The sequence below is a fragment of the Streptococcus sp. HMSC061E03 genome, from assembly GCF_001813505.1.
Lineage (GTDB): Bacteria > Bacillota > Bacilli > Lactobacillales > Streptococcaceae > Streptococcus.
The window spans coordinates 809329-827725 of sequence record NZ_KV812784.1 but is presented as its reverse complement, the minus strand read 5'-3'; the positions used below and the strand labels follow the sequence as shown (position 1 = coordinate 827725).

The 18397-nt window shown below is 43.2% G+C and carries 17 protein-coding genes and 3 tRNA genes; 18 read left to right on the top strand and 2 right to left on the bottom strand.

From position 1 onward, the window contains the following. Positions 1 to 350 precede the first annotated feature (350 nt). The 8 genes from HMPREF2917_RS04145 to HMPREF2917_RS04110 all read left to right on the top strand — a co-directional run bounded on the left by HMPREF2917_RS04145 (position 351) and on the right by HMPREF2917_RS04110 (position 7067). The gene (locus tag HMPREF2917_RS04145) at positions 351 to 1913 is read left to right on the top strand and encodes a 2-isopropylmalate synthase (protein ID WP_070589085.1); all 1563 of its coding nucleotides are present in this window, start codon (positions 351 to 353) and stop codon (positions 1911 to 1913) included. A gap of 12 nt (positions 1914 to 1925) precedes the next feature. Next, positions 1926 to 2963, top strand: a complete 1038-nt coding sequence (gene leuB, locus HMPREF2917_RS04140; RefSeq protein WP_070589083.1) for a 3-isopropylmalate dehydrogenase — start codon at positions 1926 to 1928, stop codon at positions 2961 to 2963. A gap of 1 nt (position 2964) precedes the next feature. Further along, positions 2965 to 3243, top strand: coding sequence for a DUF1294 domain-containing protein (locus tag HMPREF2917_RS04135; protein WP_042766154.1), 279 nt, complete (start codon positions 2965 to 2967; stop codon positions 3241 to 3243). Between the two features lie 24 nt (positions 3244 to 3267). Then, positions 3268 to 4650 carry a 3-isopropylmalate dehydratase large subunit gene (gene leuC, locus HMPREF2917_RS04130; protein WP_070589081.1) on the top strand — a complete coding sequence of 461 codons (1383 nt, stop codon included), beginning with the start codon at positions 3268 to 3270 and terminating at the stop codon, positions 4648 to 4650. Positions 4651 to 4661: 11 nt separating this feature from the next. Continuing rightward, positions 4662 to 5252: a 3-isopropylmalate dehydratase small subunit gene (gene leuD, locus HMPREF2917_RS04125; RefSeq protein ID WP_070589080.1), complete on the top strand. Its 591-nt coding sequence runs from the start codon at positions 4662 to 4664 to the stop codon at positions 5250 to 5252. A 98-nt stretch (positions 5253 to 5350) separates the two neighbouring features. Then, positions 5351 to 6136 carry an L-threonylcarbamoyladenylate synthase gene (locus tag HMPREF2917_RS04120; RefSeq protein WP_070589079.1) on the top strand — a complete coding sequence of 262 codons (786 nt, stop codon included), beginning with the start codon at positions 5351 to 5353 and terminating at the stop codon, positions 6134 to 6136. A 98-nt stretch (positions 6137 to 6234) separates the two neighbouring features. Then, positions 6235 to 6600 (top strand): hypothetical protein, encoded by a 366-nt coding sequence (locus HMPREF2917_RS04115; RefSeq protein ID WP_070589078.1) that lies wholly within the window; start codon positions 6235 to 6237, stop codon positions 6598 to 6600. A gap of 56 nt (positions 6601 to 6656) precedes the next feature. Next, positions 6657 to 7067 carry a hypothetical protein gene (locus tag HMPREF2917_RS04110; protein ID WP_070589077.1) on the top strand — a complete coding sequence of 137 codons (411 nt, stop codon included), beginning with the start codon at positions 6657 to 6659 and terminating at the stop codon, positions 7065 to 7067. Positions 7068 to 7124: 57 nt separating this feature from the next. Here the strand turns inward: HMPREF2917_RS04110 and plsY are convergent, their stop codons facing one another. Beyond that, a complete protein-coding gene (gene plsY, locus HMPREF2917_RS04105; protein WP_070589075.1) occupies positions 7125 to 7769 on the bottom strand; it encodes a glycerol-3-phosphate 1-O-acyltransferase PlsY in 645 nt (214 codons plus the stop codon). Between the two features lie 187 nt (positions 7770 to 7956). On the opposite strand from plsY, the gene parE reads away from it, so the two are divergent. The 10 genes from parE to HMPREF2917_RS04055 all read left to right on the top strand — a co-directional run bounded on the left by parE (position 7957) and on the right by HMPREF2917_RS04055 (position 17313). Next, positions 7957 to 9906 carry a DNA topoisomerase IV subunit B gene (gene parE, locus HMPREF2917_RS04100; RefSeq protein WP_003007156.1) on the top strand — a complete coding sequence of 650 codons (1950 nt, stop codon included), beginning with the start codon at positions 7957 to 7959 and terminating at the stop codon, positions 9904 to 9906. 55 nt (positions 9907 to 9961) lie between these two features. Beyond that, positions 9962 to 10783: an aminoglycoside 6-adenylyltransferase gene (locus tag HMPREF2917_RS04095; protein WP_070589073.1), complete on the top strand. Its 822-nt coding sequence runs from the start codon at positions 9962 to 9964 to the stop codon at positions 10781 to 10783. Between the two features lie 169 nt (positions 10784 to 10952). Continuing rightward, on the top strand, positions 10953 to 13406 hold the full coding sequence (gene parC / locus HMPREF2917_RS04090) for a DNA topoisomerase IV subunit A (RefSeq protein WP_070589072.1): 2454 nt from the start codon (positions 10953 to 10955) through the stop codon (positions 13404 to 13406). A 175-nt stretch (positions 13407 to 13581) separates the two neighbouring features. Continuing rightward, positions 13582 to 14604, top strand: coding sequence for a branched-chain amino acid aminotransferase (locus HMPREF2917_RS04085; RefSeq protein WP_070589070.1), 1023 nt, complete (start codon positions 13582 to 13584; stop codon positions 14602 to 14604). 235 nt (positions 14605 to 14839) lie between these two features. After that, positions 14840 to 15070 carry a DUF2969 domain-containing protein gene (locus tag HMPREF2917_RS04080; protein ID WP_003003589.1) on the top strand — a complete coding sequence of 77 codons (231 nt, stop codon included), beginning with the start codon at positions 14840 to 14842 and terminating at the stop codon, positions 15068 to 15070. 52 nt (positions 15071 to 15122) lie between these two features. Further along, a tRNA-Tyr gene (locus tag HMPREF2917_RS04075) sits at positions 15123 to 15203 on the top strand. A gap of 49 nt (positions 15204 to 15252) precedes the next feature. Beyond that, a tRNA-Gln gene (locus HMPREF2917_RS04070) sits at positions 15253 to 15324 on the top strand. Positions 15325 to 15492: 168 nt separating this feature from the next. Beyond that, the gene (gene rpsA / locus HMPREF2917_RS04065; RefSeq protein ID WP_070589068.1) at positions 15493 to 16692 is read left to right on the top strand and encodes a 30S ribosomal protein S1; all 1200 of its coding nucleotides are present in this window, start codon (positions 15493 to 15495) and stop codon (positions 16690 to 16692) included. Between the two features lie 76 nt (positions 16693 to 16768). After that, positions 16769 to 16840: transfer RNA gene (locus HMPREF2917_RS04060), tRNA-Arg, on the top strand. Positions 16841 to 16896: 56 nt separating this feature from the next. Then, positions 16897 to 17313: an NUDIX hydrolase gene (locus tag HMPREF2917_RS04055; RefSeq protein ID WP_070589066.1), complete on the top strand. Its 417-nt coding sequence runs from the start codon at positions 16897 to 16899 to the stop codon at positions 17311 to 17313. A 44-nt stretch (positions 17314 to 17357) separates the two neighbouring features. On the opposite strand, the gene HMPREF2917_RS04050 is transcribed toward HMPREF2917_RS04055, so the two are convergent. Next, complete coding sequence (locus tag HMPREF2917_RS04050) at positions 17358 to 18344, bottom strand: L-lactate dehydrogenase (protein ID WP_021153137.1); 987 nt, start codon at positions 18342 to 18344, stop codon at positions 17358 to 17360. Positions 18345 to 18397 lie beyond the last annotated feature (53 nt).

Below are 18397 nucleotides of genomic sequence, written 5' to 3'. Positions count from 1 at the left end.
GTTCGCTGACGTCCGTCTTCACCTAAGGAAAGATTCTAAGATGACTTTATCTTCAATCTAACTAGAACTGAAAGCTCTATTTTGTTTCTATTCAAAAAATTCAGAATATTGTAGAAAATTCTTGACATTGCTTTTTCCCTATGCTAAAATACTAAACAAGACATTGAACAAAGGAGAAAGTCAAACATGAAAACAGTTAAGTTTATTCAATTTGCTTTGTTGTTGAGGTATAAGGGCTAGTGCAGAAGCATTAGTCCTGTTTGGCTTACCAAGCGGGCAAAAACATCTCGCTTGGTTAACCGAGTGAGATGTTTTTCTTTATATCCACTACATAGAAATGAGGAGACCCTATGCGTAAAGTTGAATTTTTAGATACCAGCCTTCGGGATGGCGAACAGACTCCAGGAGTTAATTTCTCTATCAAAGAAAAGATTGCCATTGCTAAACAATTGGAAAAGTGGGGCATTTCTGCTATTGAAGCAGGTTTTCCTGCAGCTAGTCCTGATTCCTTCACAGCTGTTCAAGAGATTGCCAAGGTCTTGACCAAGACAGCCGTGACAGGTTTGGCCCGTTCTGTCAAATCAGATATTGATGCTTGTTATGAAGCCTTGAAGGATGCTAAGTATCCACAAATTCACGTCTTTATCGCAACCAGTCCGATTCACCGGGAGTTTAAACTCAACAAGACAAAGGAAGAAATCCTTGAAACGATCAAAGAGCACGTTTCTTACGCTCGCTCAAAATTTGAGATTGTGGAATTCTCGCCAGAAGATGCGACTCGGACAGAATTGGATTTCCTCTTGCAAGTCGTACAGACTGCAGTCGATGCTGGTGCTAGCTATATCAACATTCCTGATACAGTCGGTTTCACGACACCAGCGGAGTACGGTGCCATTTTCAAATACTTGATTGACCATGTCAAGACAGATCGCGAGATTATCTATTCACCTCATTGCCATGATGACCTAGGAATGGCGGTGGCTAATAGCCTCGCTGCTGTTAAAAATGGTGCCCGTCGTGTCGAAGGAACCATTAATGGAATCGGGGAGCGGGCCGGCAATGCGGCACTTGAAGAAGTAGCGGTTGCTCTCAATATTCGCGAAGACTATTTCCAAGTGGAGAGTCCGATTGTCCTCAATGAAACCATCAACACTTCTGAGTTGGTTTCTCGTTACTCTGGTATTCCAATTCCTAAAAACAAGGCGGTTGTTGGTGGCAATGCCTTCTCACACGAGTCTGGGATTCACCAAGACGGAGTTCTTAAAAATCCTCTTACCTATGAAATCATCACACCTGAGTTGGTGGGTGTTAAGAGCAATAGCCTCCCTCTTGGAAAATTGTCTGGTCGCCATGCCTTTGTCGAAAAACTGCATGAGTTGGGACTGGAATTTACAGAAGAAGACATCAAGCCATTGTTTGCTAAGTTTAAATCTCTGGCAGACAAAAAACACGAGATCACAGATGCCGATATCCGCGCCCTTGTTGCCGGTACAGCAGTGGAAAATCCAGAAGGATTCCAATTTAACGATCTCCGCTTAACCACTAATGCAGACGAAACGATTACAGCAGCGGTTAGCCTCAGCAATGAAGAAGGGGAAGTACTTGAATTCCTTGCCAATGGTCAAGGGTCAGTTGAAGCGATCTTTAATGCGATTGATAAATTCTTCAACCAAACCGTTCGCTTGACCTCATACAATATCGATGCAGTGACAGATGGGATCGATGCCCAAGCCCGTGTCTTGGTATCGGTGGAAAATGTTGATACAGATACGATCTTCAATGCCTCTGGTTTGGACTTCGATGTATTAAAAGCCTCTGCCATCGCTTATATCAATGCCAACACGCTGGTTCAAAAAGAGAATGCGGGTGAGATGGGACGAGCTGTCTCCTACCGTGATCTTCCGCAAGCCTAAGAGGAAATGAACATGACAAAGAAAATTGTAACACTTGCAGGAGATGGGATTGGCCCTGAGATCATGACAGCTGGACTAGAGGTCCTCGCAGCCGTCGCTCCCAAAATTGGCTTTGATTATAGTCTAGAAGACAAACCTTTTGGGGGTGCTGGAATTGATGCCTCTGGCCACCCACTTCCCCAAGATACTCTAAAAGCAGCTAAAGGAGCGGATGCTATTCTTCTCGCAGCCATCGGGAGTCCTGAGTATGACAATGCTCCTGTTCGTCCAGAACAAGGCCTGCTCGCTATTCGTAAGGAATTAAACCTTTTTGCCAATATTCGTCCTGTACGGGTTTTCGACGCCTTGAAACACTTGTCTCCTTTGAAGCCAGAGCGTATTGAGGGGGTCGACTTCGTGGTCGTGCGTGAATTGACAGGTGGGATTTACTTTGGAGAGCATATCTTGAAAGAAGATACAGCGCGTGATATCAATGATTACAGTGCAGAAGAAATCCGTCGGATTATTCGCCAAGCCTTCAAGATCGCGCAAGGACGTAGCAAGAAAGTGACCAGTATCGATAAGCAAAATGTTCTGGCAACCTCTAAATTGTGGCGCCAAGTGGCAGAAGAAGTTGCCAAAGAATTTCCAGATGTGACCTTGGAGCACCAGCTTGTCGATAGTGCGGCCATGATCATGATTACCAATCCAGCCCGCTTTGATGTCGTAGTGACAGAGAATCTATTCGGAGATATCTTATCTGACGAATCCAGCGTCCTTCCTGGAACACTAGGCGTGATGCCATCTGCCAGTCATTCCGACCAAGGACCAAGTATGTACGAACCGATTCATGGTTCAGCACCTGACATTGCTGGTCAAGGCATTGCCAATCCGATTTCCATGATCTTGTCCGTTGCCATGATGCTCCGAGACAGTTTTGGAGAAACAGCAGGTGCAGAAATGATCGAAGAAGCCGTCAATCAAACCTTGAATCAAGGAATCTTGACACGGGATCTAGGTGGTCAGGCTTCTACTGCAGAGATGACTGCAGCCATTATTGGGAATCTCTAAGATGACTTGGAGAGATCGCTGTTTAGTGCTAATCGCAATTTGGAATAGTATCGTATTTCTGACCTATGGTTTAGATAAACGAAAAGCTATCCAAAACAGGTGGCGGATTCCTGAAAAGGTCCTGTTACTCGAGAGCTGGGTGCTTGGTGGATTCGGAGCTCTACTAAGTGGATATCTCTTTCACCACAAGGTGCGGAAATGGTATTTTCAAGCCACCTGGTGGGGCAGTAGCCTTCTTTTAGCAGGTGCCCTCTTTCTAATCCTTCAATGGATTTCCTAACAACAAGATAAATGGAGAAAGACGATGAGTGGAAAATCTATCTTTGATAATCTTTGGGACCGCCACGTGATTACAGGAGTGGAAGGACAACCCCAACTCATGTATGTGGATCAACACTACATCCACGAAGTGACGAGTCCGCAAGCCTTTCAAGGATTACGGGATGCAGGACGCAAGGTTCGACGACCCGATTTAACCTTTGGAACCTTTGATCACAATGTTCCAACGGTCAATATTTTTGATATTCGAGATGTGATTTCAAAAGCCCAGATTGATAAATTAGCTGAGAATGTAGTGGACTTTGGTATTGATCATGCTGGCCATGGTTCTGCTAAGCAAGGAATCGTTCATATGGTGGGCCCTGAAACTGGTCGGACCCAGCCTGGAAAATTTATTGTCTGTGGAGACAGCCATACCGCCACCCACGGAGCCTTCGGTGCCATCGCCTTTGGGATTGGAACCAGTGAAGTGGAGCATGTCTTTGCTACCCAAACCATCTGGCAAGTCAAACCAAAGAAAATGTTGGTTGAATTCACCGGAACCCCACAAAAAGGGATCTATTCAAAGGATTACATCCTAGCTTTGATAGCGCGCTACGGTGTTGCTTGTGGAGTTGGCTATGTCGTAGAGTATCGGGGAGAAGCAATTGATCGCTTGACCATGGAAGAACGCATGACCATCTGTAACATGTCGATCGAGTTTGGGTCCAAAATGGGGATCATGAATCCAGATGAGACGACCTTTGACTACCTCCGGGGACGCGAATGTGTGCCACATGATTTTGAGGCCGCAGTAGCTGATTGGAAGACTCTGGTTAGTGATGACGATGCCGTTTATGATAAGGTCATCCGTATGGATGTATCTGATCTTGCTCCGATGGTGACTTGGGGGACCAATCCTTCAATGGGAGTGGACTTTGAGACTCCATTTCCAGAGATTCGGGACATGAATGATGAACGGGCTTATCATTATATGGATCTTGAACCTGGCCAAAAACCAGCAGACATTGAATTAGGCTATATCTTTATCGGTTCTTGTACCAATGCGCGTCTCAGCGATTTGGAGTTGGCAGCCAAGTTTGTGAAAGGCAAAAAAATTGCGCCAAACTTAACTGCTATTGTGGTACCTGGCTCTCGTCCGGTTAAGCAAGCTGCCGAAAAATTAGGCTTAGATAAGATCTTCATGGATGCGGGCTTTGAATGGCGTGATCCAGGATGCTCCATGTGTCTAGGAATGAACCCAGACAAGGTTCCAGATGGGGTCCACTGTGCGTCAACTAGCAACCGGAACTTTGAAGACCGCCAAGGATTTGGGGCTAAGACCCATCTCTGTAGCCCCGCTATGGCCGCTGCAGCAGCAATAGCTGGTCGCTTTGTCGACGTGCGCCAAATGCCAGAAGTTGAGTAAAAGGAGGAAGCATGGAGAAATTTACCATTTATAAAGGAACTACGGTTCCTTTGATGAACGATAATATTGATACCGACCAAATCCTCCCCAAGCAATTCTTAAAGTTGATTGATAAAAAAGGATTTGGGAAATACCTCATGTATGCTTGGCGCTATTTGGATGACCAGTATACCGAGGATCCAGATTTTATCTTTAACAAGCCAGAATACCGCAAGGCAACCATTTTGATCACTGGTGACAATTTTGGGGCTGGTTCCTCTCGGGAGCACGCAGCCTGGGCTTTAGCTGACTATGGCTTTAAAGTCGTTATCGCTGGATCCTTTGGAGATATCCATTACAATAATGAGCTTAATAATGGGATGCTACCAATAGTCCAGCCTTTAGAGGTTCGTCAACAATTGGCAAGTTTGAAGCCGACAGATCCAGTGACAGTAGATTTGGAAGAGCAGAAGATTATCTCGCCTGTTGGAGAGTTTCGCTTTGAGATCGATCAAGATTGGAAACACAAATTGCTCAACGGCTTGGATGATATCGGGATTACGCTTCAGTACGAAGACTTGATCGCGTCTTATGAGAAGAACCGGCCAGCTTACTGGCAATGATAAAATTGTATACTTAATTAAGAATTTTCTGAAAATATATTGAATTTGAGACTATTTTTTGATACAATACTAAAAAGAATAGAAAAGGAAAGAGACTTATGACAAAACACATTCAATGGGACGGACAACTTTCACAAGAAGGATTTGGTATTCTTAAAGGAGAGGGTGGCTGTATCGTCTGCCCTACCAAAGTTGGCTACATCATCATGACCAGTGACAAGGCTGGCTTGGAACGGAAGTTCGAAGCCAAAGAACGCAACCGCAACAAACCAGGTGTGGTTCTCTGCGGGAGCATGGATGAACTGCGTGCCCTTGCTCAATTGAATTCTGAAATCGAGGCCTTCTACCAAAAACATTGGGATGAAGATATCTTGCTTGGTTGTATCCTTCCTTGGCGTGAAGATGCCTATGCAAAATTGCAAGCTTTCGGAGATGGACGTGAAGAACTCATGACAGACGTTCGTGGAACTTCATGCTTTGTCATCAAATTTGGTAAAGCTGGTGAGCAAATCGCCAAAGAAATGTGGGAAAAAGAAGGCAAGATGGTCTATGCTTCATCCGCAAACCCTTCAGGGAAGGGAAACCGCGGGAAAGTCGAAGGAATCGGTGAGCGCATCGAAGGTGCTGTGGACTTGGTCATCGAAGCCGACAATTATGTAGCTTCTATCCAACCAGACAAAACAATTGAAACGCGCTATGAACAAGGTGTGATGGTCTCTATGGTTGACGCGGAAGGAAAACTCATCCCAGAACAAGGAACAGGCAGCCGTTCTGTCAACACTTGTCCAGTCGTGATCCGTAAGGGATTGGATATTGATAAGATCATGATGCACTTATCCGATCATTTCAACTCTTGGAACTACCGCCAAGGGGAATACTATTAAGAAACAGAAAAAGCATTCCATTTGGGATGCTTTTTTTGTGGAAGGATAAAAGATGGTATAATAGAGGCAAACGATGTTCCAATAGAAGAGGAGTTAGTATGGTCTCCAGAAAAGCGTTTATCGATAAAGCCAATCAGGAAGGTTTTTCTTTCAACATCCAGATCCCATGGTGGCAGTACAATAACTTCAAGTCATTGGTTTGGAGAAAAAGGCTCTCTGAGGAGCAACTCTATCAGATCTTTCTTTTGCTTTGTAGAGAGGTAGAAGAACGGCAAATGCAAGCTGTAGAGGATAAGAGGAAGTATCAGACCGGATTTTATGTAGTCGCATGCAATGGTCGGGAGTTCCGCTTTGAGTTTGCTTTTAAAAAGAACCAAGAACTAAGAGTTTATAATTTATTTGAGACCGTCAATGGTCGCAAGAAACTAACCTTGATGGATCTGCTTGATTACATAATGGATTGACTGTGTATAGAAACAATAAGGGTTCACTACAAATTGATAAAAGAAAGAGTAGTTCTATGATTTCAAGAGATGCATTTTTAGAAAGAATCAACCAAGAGGGATTCTCATTTAGCATTGAAATCCCGCGCAGAAATTTTTCGGATTTTACATCATTAGTTCGGAGAAGAAGAATTTCAGAAGAAGACCTCTATCAGCTGTTTTATAACTATTGTCAGGAGCTAGAAAACTGTTTGAAAGAAGCAGGGGAGAAACGACGATTACTCTTCAATAAATTTCCAGTTAGCCCCGTTCATGATAAATATAAAACGAAATTTGATACAGTGGCACCCAACGGACGGGAGTTCCGCTTTGAGTTTGTCTTTAGCAATGACAATCGTTTAAAAGTTTATCATCTTATCGAAACGGTTAATGGTCGTAGGAAAAAAACACCAATGGAAATACTGATGGACCTAGTCGATGCTTTATAATGAGGATCTGTTCAAAAGTATAAGGGGGATCCAATCAAAAAAACTAGAGTATGCGCTCTAGTTTTTTGGTTGTTGGTGGGTGATGTTTTTCCCCCAAGGGATAAGATTTTCTTTTTTCTCTTTGATCCGTTGGATATTGTCCTTGTGGCGAAGAATGATCAAGGTCGCTAAGGCCAAGACAATGACTGTAAAAAGCGGATCATAACCGTGCAAGATCCATCCAGTCAAAGGGAGAAGGAGGACAGATAGAATGGCGAGTAGCGCAACGGTAACACTCGAAAACGAGATCATACTGGTTAAATACAGGCTGGCTACAAAATACACAGCTAAAATTAGTAGTAGGATAGGCGAGAAGCCGAGTAAGACACCAGCACTTGTCGCCACTGCTTTTCCCCCCTTGAATCCAGCAAAAATTGGAAAAGTGTGACCTAAAACAGCTAAGAGACCAAAGACCATCGGTGAGATCCCTTGAATTCCAAAGAAAGTCGGAAGGAGAACTGCTAAAGTCCCTTTTAAGAAATCAATCGCAAAGACGATGATCCCAGCTTTCTTCCCTAAAATCCGAAAGGTATTAGTCGTTCCTGTATTGCCCGAGCCATGTTCCCGTATATTAATATGGAAAAAGATTTTCCCAATCCATAATCCTGAAGGAATGGAGCCTAATAGATAGGCTAAAATTAAAACACTTATTTCTTTTATCATACTTTCATTATAACAAAAAGCCATCAATAGAAAAAGCAATTTTTGGAGTTCAAGTGTGACATCTGAAGAAAGTGCTCAGCCAGTATTTTATACTGAGATATAGAAATCACCATATAAAGAGAAAAAATTTTGCAAAATTTCCTAAAAAACTGTAATATAGAAAAGATGAACAAACAGGAGGTTCCTTGTGGCAAAAAAGGAAATCAATATTAATAATTATAATGACGATGCCATTCAGGTACTAGAAGGGTTGGATGCGGTCCGTAAACGTCCAGGGATGTATATCGGATCGACCGACGGAAATGGCTTACATCACATGGTCTGGGAGATCGTGGATAATGCGGTCGATGAAGCCTTGTCTGGCTTTGGATCACAAATCGATGTAACGATTAATAAAGATGGTTCTCTATCGGTAGAAGACCAGGGACGTGGAATGCCGACCGGGATGCATGCTATGGGCAAACCAACCGTTGAGGTGATCTTTACGGTCCTCCACGCCGGAGGGAAGTTTGGCCAAGGAGGCTATAAGACATCTGGAGGTCTTCATGGAGTGGGATCTTCTGTCGTCAATGCCCTTTCTAGCTGGCTAGAGGTAGAAATTACGCGTGATGGAGCTGTCTACAAGCAACGTTTTGAAGATGGGGGAAAACCAGTTACAACCCTCGAAAAGATTGGCTCTGCTCCCAAGTCTAAGACAGGGACCAAGGTCACCTTCATGCCAGATCCAACCATCTTTTCAACGACGGATTTCAAATTTAATACCATTGCTGAGCGGATCAAAGAATCAGCCTTCTTGCTTAAGGACGTGACGCTGACGCTGACCGACCTCCGCAAGGAAGAAGACAACCATGTGGCCTTTCATTATGAAAATGGTGTCCAAGATTTTGTAGAGTACTTGAACGAAGATAAGGAAACTTTGACACCTGTTCTCTACTTTAGTGGCGAATCAGATGGTTTTCAGGTAGAAGTGGCCATGCAATACAATGATGGTTACTCAGATAATATCTTGTCCTTCGTTAATAATGTCCGTACCAAAGATGGGGGAACCCATGAGACAGGTCTTAAGACAGCCATTACCAAGGCCATGAACGACTATGCAAGAAAGACGGGTCTTCTCAAAGAAAAAGACAAGAACCTAGAGGGATCAGACTACCGCGAAGGTTTGTCTGCTGTTCTTTCGATCTTGGTTCCAGAAGCCCATTTGCAATTCGAAGGGCAAACCAAAGACAAATTAGGAAGTCCCTTGGCTCGTCCAGTTGTCGATAGCATTGTTTCTGATAAATTGACCTTCTTCCTCATGGAAAATGGGGAGTTGGCTTCTAATCTGATTCGTAAGGCTATAAAGGCCCGGGATGCGCGTGAAGCCGCTCGAAAAGCGCGGGATGAAAGTCGAAATGGCAAGAAGAGCAAAAAGGACAAGGGACTTTTGTCTGGTAAATTGACACCTGCCCAGTCTAAAAATCCTAAGAAAAACGAACTCTATCTAGTCGAAGGAGACTCAGCCGGCGGTTCTGCCAAACAAGGACGGGACCGGAAGTTCCAAGCGATTCTTCCACTTCGTGGGAAGGTTCTTAATACTGAGAAGGCCAATATGAGTGATATCCTCAAGAACGAGGAAATCAACACCATGATTTACACCATCGGTGCTGGTGTTGGGGCAGATTTCTCAGTGGAAGATGCTAACTATGATAAGATCATCATCATGACCGATGCGGATACGGATGGGGCCCACATTCAAACCCTCCTCTTAACTTTCTTCTATCGCTATATGCGCCCTTTGGTAGAAGCAGGACATGTCTACATTGCCCTTCCTCCTCTTTATAAGATGTCTAAGGGCAAAGGCAAGAAAGAAGAAGTAGCCTATGCATGGACAGATAGCGAATTAGAAGAGTTGCGTCGGACCTTTGGTCGTGGAGCAACCCTCCAACGTTACAAAGGGTTGGGGGAGATGAATGCGGACCAGCTTTGGGAAACCACCATGAACCCAGAAACCCGCACCCTGATCCGTGTCACCATTGATGATTTAGCGCGTGCAGAACGCCGTGTTTCCGTCCTTATGGGCGATAAGGCTGCACCACGTCGCCAATGGATTGAAGATAACGTTAAGTTTACCTTAGAAGAAAATACAGTATTTTAATCACTTTCTAGTATAAAGTAAATAAGCTGGGATGTAGAAATGGTAAGGAATCGACATGAGAACTGAAAATGAACTGATGAATCTGATTTTGCAGATAGCTGAGTCCTTGCAAGTGGAAGCAGTGGCCTTATCCGGTTCACGAGCCAATCCTCGGGCACCCAAAGACGAGTTTCAAGATTATGATGTGGTCTATATCGTTGATGATCTAGAAGACCTGATTTCAGATTTATCCTGGTTGGATCAGTACGGAAACCGACTCATCGAACAGCACAACCAACTGGGACATCGTCGTCTGTATCTCATGCTCTTTGAAGACGGCAATCGTATCGATTTGACCCTCTGTCCCAAGGAGTATATCCAAGAGTGGGTGGACAGCGAAGCAAATTTTGAAGTTATAAAAGATGACAAAGGTTTGTTTGACTCTTACATTTCTAGTCCGAAGCGCTATTGGACCGCTCCGCCTACTGAAGAGGGATTTGCAGCCGCCTGCAATGAATTTTGGTGGGTATCGGCATATGTCGTAAAGGCCATTCGAAGAAATCAGCTTATCTATGCGACCGACCACCTCTATGGCATTTGTCAGCAAGAATACCTCAAGGTCTTAGCTTGGCAGGTGACAAGCGATAGGGGAGCAATTGATATCGGAAAGAACTACAAGTACCTCTTCCAGTATCTACCAGCTGAGAAAGAGAAGGAGTTCTCAGCTTTGCTTGATTTATCTAGTTTCGATAAAATCACTCAGTCTTTATTTGCTACCATGGGGCTATTCAATCGAGAAGCTCAAATTCTGGCTCAAAAGATGGGGGTTACTTACGATATGGAAGTTGCAGAGAAAATGATTTCTTATGCTAAAGAGAAACTTTCTAATCATTATTGAATCTATTTTAAACTAAAAAAAGGATCCTTTGGTTACTTGGTGTGACTGAATTCCTTTTTCTAAAAAATCTACTCAACATTCTTTGAAAGGAGTTGAACACGCCCTAAGTGCTGTGTGAAATAGATAAATTTTCTATTTTCCTTTGCATCTTTCGGGTGTTGTACCCTATATGAGTAATATTCAAAATATGTCTTTAGAGGACATCATGGGGGAGCGCTTTGGTCGCTACTCCAAATACATTATTCAAGAACGGGCTCTTCCTGATATTCGGGATGGCTTGAAACCAGTTCAACGACGGATTCTTTATTCTATGAATAAGGATGGCAATACCCATGACAAGGGCTACCGCAAGTCTGCCAAGTCTGTCGGAAATATCATGGGGAATTTCCACCCTCATGGGGATTCTTCTATCTATGATGCCATGGTCCGCATGTCTCAGGACTGGAAGAACCGCGAGATCCTTGTAGAAATGCACGGGAACAATGGTTCCATGGATGGGGATCCACCGGCAGCCATGCGTTATACTGAAGCACGTTTGTCTGAAATTGCGGGTTATCTTCTTCAAGATATCGAAAAGAACACAGTGCCATTTGCCTGGAACTTTGATGATACAGAAAAAGAGCCAACTGTTTTACCTGCCGCTTTTCCAAATCTCTTGGTCAATGGAGCTACAGGAATTTCAGCTGGTTACGCGACAGATATTCCGCCACACAACCTTGCTGAAGTCATTGATGCCGTGGTCTATATGATCGACCATCCATCTGCCAAGGTAGACAAACTCATGGAGTTTTTACCTGGACCTGATTTCCCGACTGGTGCCATTATCCAAGGCCGGGATGAGATCAAGAAAGCCTATGAAACAGGTAAGGGCCGGGTGGTTGTCCGCTCTAAAACTGAGATCGAGCAGCTAAAAGGCGGTAAGCAGCAAATCGTGGTTACCGAGATCCCTTATGAGATCAATAAAGCTGTCTTGGTCAAGAAGATTGACGATGTTCGTGTTAGCAACAAGGTTGCCGGTATCGCAGAAGTCCGGGATGAGTCTGACCGAGATGGTCTTCGTATTGCCATTGAGCTCAAAAAAGATGCCAATGCAGATTTGATCTTGAACTACTTGTTCAAGTATACAGACTTGCAGGTCAACTATAACTTCAATATGGTGGCGATTGATAACTACACACCACGTCAAGTGGGGATTGTACCGATTCTCTCTAGCTACATTGCTCACCGTCGGGATATCATTGTCGCTCGCTCGCGCTTTGATAAGGAAAAGGCAGAACGACGGCTCCACATCGTAGAGGGTTTGATCCGCGTCATTTCCATCCTCGATGAAGTTATCGCTTTGATCCGTGCTTCTGATAATAAGGCAGATGCTAAGGAAAACCTCAAGGTCAGCTACGATTTCACGGAAGAACAAGCAGAAGCTATTGTGACCTTGCAATTGTATCGTTTGACCAATACGGATATCGTCACCTTGGAAGAAGAGCATGCCAGTCTCAAGGAGCAAATCGCGACCTTGGCTGCCATCATTGGGGATGAACGGACCATGTTCAACCTCATGAAGAAGGAGTTGCGTGAAGTCAAGAAGCTCTTTGGGAATCCGCGTCGCAGTGAATTGCAAGACACGGCTAAAACGATCGAGATCGATACAGCCAGTCTCATTGTTGAAGAGGAAACCTTTGTCAGCGTAACCCGTGCTGGATATATCAAACGGACCTCGCCTCGTTCTTTCAATGCCTCAACATTGGAAGAAGTCGGTAAGCGAGACGATGACGAGTTGATTTTCGTAGAGCCTGCTAAGACCACTCAGCATCTCTTACTCTTTACCAACTTGGGGAATGCCATTTATCGACCAATTCATGAATTGACAGATACCAAGTGGAAGGATATCGGAGAGCACCTCAGTCAGACCTTGACCAATTTCGAGCAAGAGGAAGAAATTCTCTTTGCGGAGATTGTGGATCAGTTTGAGGGAGTAACCTACTTTGCAGCAACTCAACAAGGACAAATCAAGCGCTTTGAACGCAAGGAATTAAGCCCATGGCGGACTTATCGTTCTAAATCGACTAAATATGCTAAGCTAAAAGACCAAGACGACCGTATCGTAGCAGTTGCGCCAGTTGTTCTTGAAGATATCATGATCATTACTAAAAATGGGTATGGGTTGCGCTTCAATGTTGAGGAGGTCCCTGTCGTAGGAGCCAAAGCAGCAGGGGTCAAAGCCATTAACCTCAAAGACGGAGATCAAGTTGCTGCCGCCTTTAAGTCGACAACTCCAAGCATGTACATTTTGACTCAACGAGGCAGTCTCAAACGGATGTTACAAGACGATATTCCTGTGACCAGTCGGGCTAAACGGGGACTACAGGTTTTGCGTGAGTTGAAAAATAAACCACATCGTGTCTTCAAGGCAGGTCCAGTCTTCACTGACCAGGGAGATTTTGATCTCTTTACGAGCCAAGAAGAAGTGGCAGAACAAGATCAAATTCTTCAGATCATTTCTACAACAGGTCAGGTAACAGAAATTGATTTAACACAATTAAGCATTTCTGAAAGAACAAGCAATGGATCCTTTGTCAACGATACCATTTCGGATCAAGAAGTTTTTTCAGCTACCATCAAATAAAAGAAAGCGTCGGTCCATTCTAGGACTGACTTTCTTTGAAAATAAATTTTCTGAAAATTGAAAATTTCGCTTGAAATTCTCATGAAATGGTGTACAATAGTGTACATAGATTGAGAAACTGAATCGACCTGCATCAGATCGACAAGGAATAGAAAAAATTAAAAGGAGCACTATCATGACAGTATCACTTGATTGGGAAAACCTTGGCTTTTCATATATGAAATTACCCTATCGTTATTTGGCACATTATCGCAATGGAGCTTGGGAAAAAGGAGAATTGACAGAAGATGCGACCTTGCATTTGTCCGAATCTTCTCCAAGTTTGCATTACGGTCAGCAAGCCTTTGAAGGGTTGAAAGCTTACCGTACAAAAGATGGAAGCGTCCAATTGTTCCGTCCAGATCAAAATGCTAAACGTTTGCAACGCACGGCAGATCGGTTGTTGATGCCTCAAGTTCCAACGGATATGTTTGTGGATGCTTGTAAGGCAGTGGTAAAAGCCAATGAAGAGTATGTTCCACCGTATGGTACAGGAGCTACCCTTTACCTTCGTCCTCTTTTGATCGGTATTGGAGATATTATTGGCGTAAAACCAGCAGATGAGTATATCTTTACTATCTTTGCAATGCCTGTCGGTAACTACTTTAAAGGTGGTTTGGTTCCAACGAACTTCTTGATTCAAGATGAGTATGACCGTGCTGCACCACATGGTACAGGGGCTGCTAAAGTTGGTGGGAACTACGCAGCTAGTATGTTGCCAGGTAAGATTGCGCATGATCGTAACTTCTCTGACGTGATTTACCTCGATCCAGCGACTCACACCAAGATTGAAGAAGTTGGTTCTGCAAACTTCTTTGGTATCACTGCTAATAACGAATTTGTGACGCCATTGAGTCCTTCTATTTTGCCATCGATCACCAAGTACTCTTTGCTTTACTTGGCAGAACACCGTCTTGGTATGACACCAATTGAAGGGGATGTCTTTATCAATGATTTGGATCGCTTTGTAGAAGCAGGAGCTTGTGGTACCGCAGCTGTCATCTCTCCGATCGGAGGCGTTCAACACGGTGATGACTTCCATGTCTTCTATTCTGAAACAGAAGTAGGTCCTGTCACACGGAAGCTTTATGACGAGTTGACCGGTATCCAATTTGGTGATGTCGAAGCACCAGAAGGATGGATTTTCAAAGTCGATTAAACCGAAAGCATCTGAGATAAAAGTGTCCAGGCTTCAATGAGAACGAGTCTTAACGAAGGACGTAGTAGCTAATGTTTCTCTTCATTCGTTTTTAGGAATAGAAGGGTGACGAATGACTCTTGCGGGGGTGGGCTAAAGAAGGAATTTCTAACTAAATTCTTTCTGACCCACTCCCTTTTCTCTTGCGTCATCAAGAGAATTTTTGTAAAATAGAAAAAGTGAAAAGAGGGTTGAAATGAGTAAAAAAGATAAGAAAATTGAGATTCAAATCGTTGATAGTAAAGTAACCGTCGGAAAAGACACTTTTGATGGATTCACTTTGTCCATTGGAAAGAAAACGATTGGTGAAATTGCAGACATGGCTGGGCAATTTGCCATTATCAAAAATGGCAATGTGGATTCTCTTTACAAAAAACTTGAAAAAGCCGTTGAAATTTTAATAGAAAATTATAATTTGAATAAATAAGGGCTTGCAATCATAATAAATCAATGGTATAATAGATCCTGTTGATTTATATGGAGAGATAGCGAAGAGGCTAAACGCGGCGGACTGTAAATCCGCTCCTTCGGGTTCGGGGGTTCGAATCCCTCTCTCTCCATTAGCGTTCATTGTGACGATGATAAAGTGACTGATGTCAGCGCTCTTTTTGGGGTATAGCCAAGCGGTAAGGCAAGGGACTTTGACTCCCTCATGCGTTGGTTCGAATCCAGCTACCCCAGTTCTTAGGTAATATCAGATAAGTGATAAAATATCTATCCAGGTATTTTATTTCTTTATAGGATGAGTCGTTAAAGATTGTAGTTGATCTCATTGCGAGTGCTTGCTTAGGAAAAATAATTATAAGTATGTCAAGTTTTAGAAAACTTGATTGTTGGAGGATTTTTTAGATGAATGAATTTGAAGATTTGCTAAACAGTGTTAGCCAAGTTGAACCAGGTGACGTTGTTACTGCTGAAGTATTGACAGTTGACGCGAACCAAGCTAACGTTGCAATCGCTGGAACTGGTGTCGAAGGTGTCTTGACTCTTCGCGAATTGACAAACGATCGTGATGCTGACATCAACGACTTGGTAAAACCAGGTGAAACACTTGAATTGCTTGTTCTTCGTCAAGTAGTTGGTAAAGATACTGATACAGTAACTTACCTTGTATCTAAAAAACGTTTGGAAGCTCGCAAAGCATGGGACAAATTGGTCGGACGTGAAGAAGAAGTTGTTACTGTTAAAGGAACTCGCGCTGTTAAGGGCGGACTTTCAGTAGAATTTGAAGGACTTCGTGGATTTATTCCAGCTTCAATGCTTGATACTCGTTTTGTACGTAACACTGAACGTTTCGTAGGTCAAGAATTTGATGCTAAAATCAAAGAAGTAGATCCAAAAGAAAACCGCTTTATCCTTTCACGTCGTGAAGTTGTTGAAGCTGAATCAGCTGCAGCACGCGCAGAAGTATTTGGTAAATTGAACGTTGGTGATGTCGTAACTGGTAAAGTTGCACGTATCACAAGCTTCGGTGCTTTCATCGACCTTGGTGGTGTTGATGGATTGGTTCACTTGACAGAATTGTCACACGAACGCAACGTATCACCTAAATCAGTTGTAACTGTTGGTGAAGAAATCCAAGTGAAAGTTCTTGACTTGAACGAAGAAGAAGGTCGTGTATCACTTTCATTGAAAGCTACAACACCTGGACCTTGGGATGGCGTAGAACAAAAATTGGCTGCTGGTGATGTGATCGAAGGAATTGTTAAACGTTTGACTGACTTCGGTGCATTCGTTGAAGTATTGCCAGGTATCGACGGACTTGTACACATCTCACAAATTTCACACAAACGTGTTGAAAATCCAAAAGATGTTCTTAAAGTTGGACAAGAAGTAACTGTTAAAGTTCTTGAAGTAAATGCTGCAGATGAACGTGTATCACTTTCTATCAAAGCTCTTGAAGAACGTCCAGCTCAAGAAGAAGGCGAAAAACAAGAAAAACGTCAATCTCGCCCACGTCGTCCAAAACAAGAAAAACGCGACTTTGATCTTCCAGAAACTCAAACTGGATTCTCAATGGCTGACTTGTTTGGCGATATCGAATTGTAATATTCAAAAAGCTTACCTCTCGGTAAGCTTTTTTTACTTGTAAAATTCTCGAGAATTTGATATACTATAACAGTTGCCACCCTTAGTGTAATGGATATCACGTAAGATTCCGGTTCTTGAGATGGGGGTTCGATTCCCTCAGGGTGGATAATTCATAACGAGGCTCCTCGGAGTCTTTTTTGCTCTTTCTTGGAGGAACATGCAATGACAGTAAAATTAATCGCCCATACCTTGATTGAGAAAGACGGGAAGTATCTGCTTATCAAACGCTCGAAAATAAAGCGAGGTCTCCCTAATGTCTATCCATCTTATTGGGATATTCCAGGTGGAAGTGTAGAAGAGAATGAATTGCCCAGAGAGGCTGCTCTACGTGAGGCTATTGAGGAGGTTAATCAAAAGCTTCGGATTAATAAGATTGTCCACGAAGATAGTCAATTTGATGCCAGCAAAGATACTGTCTTTACACGCCTAGTTTATGCTGGCGAGATTTTGGAAGAGCGTGATTTTATATTAGATCCAGAAGAGCATACAGACTTTAAATGGATTTCTTCTTTGAAAGACATAGAGAGCAATCTCGTTGTGCCTTATTTGCTTGAAATCCTTGCTGACAAATCCAAATAAAGCAGCTAAAAAACATCCCCTTTTAATAAGGAGATGTTTTTTTCTTAGTTTTTAGAAGCTTCTTGGAATTCAGGGTTTTTCCATGCTTCATCAATGATTGCTTGCAATTCATCAGCAGAAGCTTTCATTTTTTGTTGTTCTGCATCGTTCAATGGGATGTTCACTGGACGTACAATACCGTGTGCACCTACGATGGCAGGTTGACCGATAAAGACGTTGCTAACACCATATTGACCTTCTTGGAATACAGAAAGTGGAAGTACTGCATTTTCATCATCAAGGATTGCTTTAGTGATACGAGCAAGGGCAACAGCGATACCGTAGTATGTAGCACCTTTTTTATTGATGATGGTGTAAGCAGCATCACGAACACCTTCGAACAATTCGATCAATTCAGTTTCTTGAACGTTTTGAGTGTCTTTAAGGAATTCTTCAAGGTTTACACCAGCGATGTTAGCGTGTGACCATACAGCGAATTCTGAGTCTCCATGTTCACCCATGATGTAGGCGTGCACTGAACGAGCATCAACGTCCAATTTTTCAGCAAGTGCTTGACGGAAACGAGCTGAGTCAAGAGAAGTACCAGAACCGATAACGCGTTCTTTAGGGAATCCTGAGAATTTCCATGTAGAGTATGTCAAAACGTCAACTGGGTTAGCAGCTACAAGGAAGATACCGTTAAATCCTGATTCAATAACTTGTGTTACGATTGATTTGTTAATGGCAAGGTTTTTACCAACAAGATCAAGGCGAGTTTCACCTGGTTTTTGAGGAGCACCTGCAGTAATTACAACAAGGTCAGCATCCGCACAGTCAGCGTACTCAGCCGCATAGATCTTCTTAGGTGAAGTGAAGGCAAGGGCGTGGCTAAGGTCAAGCGCATCTCCGACAGCTTTTTCGTGCAATTGAGGAATTTCGATAATTCCAAGCTCTTGTGCAATTCCTTGGTTGACAAGTGCAAATGCATAAGATGAACCTACGGCACCGTCACCGACAAGGATAACTTTTTTGTGTTGTTTAGTCAAATCCATGAGTCTAAACGTCTCCTTCATTTTTTTTTGAGATAGATTCTCATACGACTTCA

Coding starts and splice junctions, on each gene's coding strand:
- HMPREF2917_RS04145 (WP_070589085.1), top strand. CDS start 351: ATGCGTAAAGTTGAATTTTTAGATACCAGCCTTCGGGATGGCGAACAG.
- leuB (WP_070589083.1), top strand. CDS start 1,926: ATGACAAAGAAAATTGTAACACTTGCAGGAGATGGGATTGGCCCTGAG.
- HMPREF2917_RS04135 (WP_042766154.1), top strand. CDS start 2,965: ATGACTTGGAGAGATCGCTGTTTAGTGCTAATCGCAATTTGGAATAGT.
- leuC (WP_070589081.1), top strand. CDS start 3,268: ATGAGTGGAAAATCTATCTTTGATAATCTTTGGGACCGCCACGTGATT.
- leuD (WP_070589080.1), top strand. CDS start 4,662: ATGGAGAAATTTACCATTTATAAAGGAACTACGGTTCCTTTGATGAAC.
- HMPREF2917_RS04120 (WP_070589079.1), top strand. CDS start 5,351: ATGACAAAACACATTCAATGGGACGGACAACTTTCACAAGAAGGATTT.
- HMPREF2917_RS04115 (WP_070589078.1), top strand. CDS start 6,235: ATGGTCTCCAGAAAAGCGTTTATCGATAAAGCCAATCAGGAAGGTTTT.
- HMPREF2917_RS04110 (WP_070589077.1), top strand. CDS start 6,657: ATGATTTCAAGAGATGCATTTTTAGAAAGAATCAACCAAGAGGGATTC.
- plsY (WP_070589075.1), bottom strand. CDS start 7,769: ATGATAAAAGAAATAAGTGTTTTAATTTTAGCCTATCTATTAGGCTCC.
- HMPREF2917_RS04095 (WP_070589073.1), top strand. CDS start 9,962: ATGAGAACTGAAAATGAACTGATGAATCTGATTTTGCAGATAGCTGAG.
- parC (WP_070589072.1), top strand. CDS start 10,953: ATGAGTAATATTCAAAATATGTCTTTAGAGGACATCATGGGGGAGCGC.
- HMPREF2917_RS04085 (WP_070589070.1), top strand. CDS start 13,582: ATGACAGTATCACTTGATTGGGAAAACCTTGGCTTTTCATATATGAAA.
- HMPREF2917_RS04080 (WP_003003589.1), top strand. CDS start 14,840: ATGAGTAAAAAAGATAAGAAAATTGAGATTCAAATCGTTGATAGTAAA.
- rpsA (WP_070589068.1), top strand. CDS start 15,493: ATGAATGAATTTGAAGATTTGCTAAACAGTGTTAGCCAAGTTGAACCA.
- HMPREF2917_RS04055 (WP_070589066.1), top strand. CDS start 16,897: ATGACAGTAAAATTAATCGCCCATACCTTGATTGAGAAAGACGGGAAG.
- HMPREF2917_RS04050 (WP_021153137.1), bottom strand. CDS start 18,344: ATGGATTTGACTAAACAACACAAAAAAGTTATCCTTGTCGGTGACGGT.